Origin of the sequence: Nonomuraea sp. NPDC049784 (assembly GCF_040659615.1) — a bacterium.
Classification (GTDB): Bacteria; Actinomycetota; Actinomycetes; order Streptosporangiales; family Streptosporangiaceae; genus Nonomuraea.
The window spans coordinates 1-3,746 of sequence record NZ_JBFAMX010000812.1; the positions used below are offsets into that span (position 1 = coordinate 1).

Annotated in this window: 6 protein-coding genes and 1 pseudogene; 4 read left to right on the forward strand and 3 right to left on the reverse strand. The window is 69.0% G+C overall.

The annotated features are described in order from the left end of the window. The coding region (locus AB0J09_RS58960) for a TetR/AcrR family transcriptional regulator (protein WP_360712126.1) at positions 1-517 on the forward strand (517 nt) is incomplete at its 5' end. A gap of 447 nt (positions 518-964) precedes the next feature. On the opposite strand, the gene AB0J09_RS58965 is transcribed toward AB0J09_RS58960, so the two are convergent. After that, entirely contained in the window at positions 965-1,198 is a 234-nt protein-coding gene (locus AB0J09_RS58965) for a hypothetical protein (RefSeq protein ID WP_360712128.1), read from the reverse strand. 88 nt (positions 1,199-1,286) lie between these two features. Further along, positions 1,287-1,541, reverse strand: a complete 255-nt coding sequence (locus AB0J09_RS58970; RefSeq protein WP_360712131.1) for a hypothetical protein — start codon at positions 1,539-1,541, stop codon at positions 1,287-1,289. A 168-nt stretch (positions 1,542-1,709) separates the two neighbouring features. On the opposite strand from AB0J09_RS58970, the pseudogene groEL reads away from it, so the two are divergent. Further along, positions 1,710-1,895: pseudogene (gene groEL, locus AB0J09_RS58975) on the forward strand (chaperonin GroEL); the annotation flags it as partial. Here groEL and AB0J09_RS58980 read toward each other — a convergent pair. Then, positions 1,886-2,554: an MBL fold metallo-hydrolase gene (locus AB0J09_RS58980; protein ID WP_360712134.1), complete on the reverse strand. Its 669-nt coding sequence runs from the start codon at positions 2,552-2,554 to the stop codon at positions 1,886-1,888. The pseudogene groEL and the gene AB0J09_RS58980 overlap by 10 nt on opposite strands. 58 nt (positions 2,555-2,612) lie before the next feature. Here AB0J09_RS58980 and AB0J09_RS58985 point away from each other — a divergent pair, with 58 nt between their 5' ends. Further along, positions 2,613-3,038, forward strand: a complete 426-nt coding sequence (locus AB0J09_RS58985; protein ID WP_360712137.1) for a MarR family transcriptional regulator — start codon at positions 2,613-2,615, stop codon at positions 3,036-3,038. A gap of 310 nt (positions 3,039-3,348) precedes the next feature. Next, the gene (locus AB0J09_RS58990) at positions 3,349-3,525 is read left to right on the forward strand and encodes a hypothetical protein (protein WP_360712140.1); all 177 of its coding nucleotides are present in this window, start codon (positions 3,349-3,351) and stop codon (positions 3,523-3,525) included. The last annotated feature ends 221 nt before the right edge of the window (positions 3,526-3,746 follow it).

Consider the following 3,746-nt stretch of genomic DNA (forward strand, 5'->3'; position numbering starts at 1 on the left):
GGTGCACCAGGCCGTCACGGACCTGGTCGGCGAGCGCGGCTACGGCGAATTCACGGTCGGTGACGTCGCGGCCCGCGCGGGCGTGGCCGATACCAGCGTCTACCGCCGGTGGGGCACCCTGGAGGCCCTGCTCACCGACGTGGCGCTCACGCGCCTGAACGCGCAGTCGCCGATGCCCGACACCGGGAGCCTGGCCGGTGACCTGCACGCCTACGCGGCCCAGGTGGCGCGCGAGATCACGGGACCCGACGGCCTGGCGGTGCTGCGCCTGACCGTCGCCCTGTCGAACAGGGGCGAACGGGGTCTGCGGGCGCGTGACGACTTTCTCGCCGAACGCACCCGGTTCGTGCAGGCCATGCTCGACCGCGCCGGCGAACGCGGCGAGCATCCACCCGACGTGCTGGGCGTGCTCGACCACATCATGGCCCCGATGTACATCCGCGTCCTGTTCGGCGCGGGCCCGCTCACCCCGGACTACATCGCCGGGCTGGTCGACCGGTTGCTGGGGCAGGCCTGATCTCTACCTTTGGCAGAGACGCGGATCGGCCGGGCGGTGCATACCTTCGCGGTCCGCGGCGCCGGACAGGGCGGATCCGGAGTTGCGCGACGAGGCAGCCGGTCGAGCAGCGTCTTGTAGTGGCCGGTCAGCTTGCGGGCCTCGGTCGGCAGCCCAGCCTCGGCGCAGAACTCCTCGACCAGCGGCGCGCACGCCGCCCATGGCCCGTAGGTGAGGCGGGGCCGGGTCGAGTCTCTTGGAAGCGAGTCCACGGATAACGCCCTATTATCTGGGGCATCGTTGATCGCGACCTGCGGCGACGGTTCCGGGCTGCTACGCGAAGCGGCCCTGTTATCTGTGGCAAGGGGGAAGCGGTGGCCACCGTCGCACAGCTGCCCGCCGGGAAGGCGCTCACCGTCCGCGGCGCCGCGGACGCATCGCCTACCCGCCCCTCAACGTGGCCGACGATCACCTTTGCAGGTCATTCCGGCTCGCGCTGATCGGCGCGAAGCGCAGCGGCGGGTGGTGATGCTCGGCGCGATCGGCCTGGCGAAGATCAAGGCGCTGGCGGTGGCCCCCCGGTGGCCGTACTGTGGGCGAGGCGCCGATCCGAATGGCGATCCCGTGGGTTGCCGCGGCCGCCGGGTCGAACCGTACGCCGAGTGCCTGGCCCACTTGAGCGTCAGCGATCACGCTGCCCACCTCGACAGCCTGCGACCAGGCGCAGACCCTTGACCATCGAGGCACCCAACTGAGCGATGCCCGAGGTGGCCCCGGTGACCAGTGTTGCTCATCGCTGGCCCTGTCGGCTGGGAAGCATTGCGAGGGCCTGCGAGCGCTGGGTGACCAGCTCGTCGTAGGTGCCGTCGCGCTCGGCCCACCGGTGCATCAGGACGCCCTCGACGAGGATCTCGCGCGGAGTGGGCTCGGTCCCGAGCATGTCCATCACCTCGGTGGCGAACTCGGCGAGTCCGAGCGCGTTCGGGTTGTGCTGAGCCTGCTCCGGCTCGGCCCTCGCTTGAGGACTCTTGCGGGCCGCGACCACGACGCGGTGGTCCGACAGGAGGGCCCGCTCGATGGCCGCTACCGGGACCTGGGTTGATTCGGGAGCCGAAGAGCTTTGCCGGTCACCGACGGTCGATATTGCATACTCGCATGCCCTCCGGGACCTCGTTGGTCCCGTCGGCGCCATAGGCATGCGACGGAATCGATTGGCGGCGGCGCCTCCCTGGGGCACTCGCAGAAGGTGCTCGCCGAGGGCCTGGGCCTGGCCGGCATCGCGGTGGTCTGTCGCGCGCTGGTGGAGCCGCTGCGCTGGATCGCCCAGAACACGGGCCTGCAGGGCTACGTCATCACCCCCAAGGTGAGCGAGCTTGAGGTCGGCCAGGGCTACAACGCGGAGCCGGCTCCGGACAGGCCGACTTCGTCCCCTGCCGACCAGGTGCGGACGGCCGGGCCGTGCGGTCCGCCGACCAAGCTGCTCAGGATCTGAGTGTGGGCACTCAGCGCCGCGGGGCTCAGCACCGCTTCGTGAACGAGGAAGACCTCGCCGGGTCCGACCTCCCTGACGTAGTCGACGACCTCGGCCAGTTTCACCCACGGCGCACCTGCCGGCGCGAGGAGCGTGCGCACCTCCTCCTCCGGGACAGTGAGCGCGTCGCCCGGGTGGAAGACCCCGTCGACCAGGAAGCCGACGTTGTCGAACTCGGCGAAGTCGCGGTGGATGGTGGCGTGCTTCTCCCCGTACACGTGGAATTCCAGAGGGCCGACGTCGAACGCGTCGCCGTGCTGGACGGTATGGACGCGCCCGCCGAGGTCGGTGAGATGGCGGGCGACCGCCGGGTGGGTCCAGATGTCGATGTCGCCGCCGGCCTCCCGCAGCCGGTCGGGGACGAAGTGGTCTACGTGCTCATGCGTGATGAGCACCGCGTCGGCTCCCTCCAGCGCGTCTGGATCGCTGAAGCAGCCGGGGTCGATGACGACGGTGCAGCCCTCGTGCTGCAGTCGTATGCAGGAATGCCCCAGCGAGGTGATCTGCATGACTGGTCTCCCTCTCATTTATACAGCCAGACTGTACAGTATTGCTGTACATCTATCCTGCGGGTACGGTGATGCCGTGAACGAGCAGGAGATCGCGAGCGACCTGCGAGCCGTCGTCGGAAACCTGGTGCGGCGCGCACGGGCCACCGATGACATGCCGCAGGCACAGGCCGCGGTGCTGGGCTTCCTCGACCGCGAAGGGCCCATGACCACCAGCGAGCTCGCGGCCCGGCAGCAGGTCCGCCACCAGTCGGCGGCACGGGTCGTCGGCCAACTCGTGGGACTAGGCCTCGCCCGCCAAAAGCCCCATCCGGACGACAGGCGCAAGGTCCTCGTCATGCTGACCGATCCAGGACTGCAGGCACTCCAAGCACGTCGCGGCCGCCGAGCCGACTGGCTCGCCGAGGCCATCAGGGCAGAGCTGTCCCCCGCCGAACAACAACAACTTGCGGAGTCCGTCGCCCTCCTCAAGCGGCTGGCCTGGCACGGCGATCGCAGCTGACCACCCCCTGGCTCCGCGAATCGGAGCGCTCTGCCGACTGCTCCTGAGGGCCGTGGCCACCGACAACGACCGCCCTACTGCGGCGGCTGCTGTGCCCAGTGTGGAAAACGGCTCGTATGAGGCCCTGTTCTCGTACAGCTGCCACTACCCGACAAGTAGCTGTCGGTAATCGCCGCTGCAATCCGTGACGTCCCCACCTCCATATGACTGCCGCAGTAAATGCCGCTTTTACTGCGGCAAGCCCGATACGATCACCAACACGTGCCCCTGAAAGCAGCCGCGGATCGCAGCGATGCCCGACGAGCCCAGGGTGAAGACCAACATTCAGGAGTTGATGGAGGACATGCCGGACCGCGTCGTCGAGGCGATGCGGATCAGCGAGTCCAGGTCCAGGGAGACCGACGAGGTGTGGGGCGGCTTGCTCGATCCACTGATCGGGCCGGCCGAGCAGACCCCCTACCGGATCAGCAACTTCCTACGCGGATGAGCACACCCGGCCGGCAGCATCTTCGCAGCTGAGGCACCCCAACGCCGTTCTTGCTTTCAGCGTTCCTGTGGGGGCGAAACATGGACGCCGAGGGCAAGATCGGCGTGTGTTCGGGCGTCGGCGGACCAGTGGGGGGCGTTCCACTGGTCGGCGATCGCGGCGGCCTGGGCGAAGTGGGCGGCGGCCTCGTCGTCGCGGCCGAGGAGGAGGGCGAGTTCGCC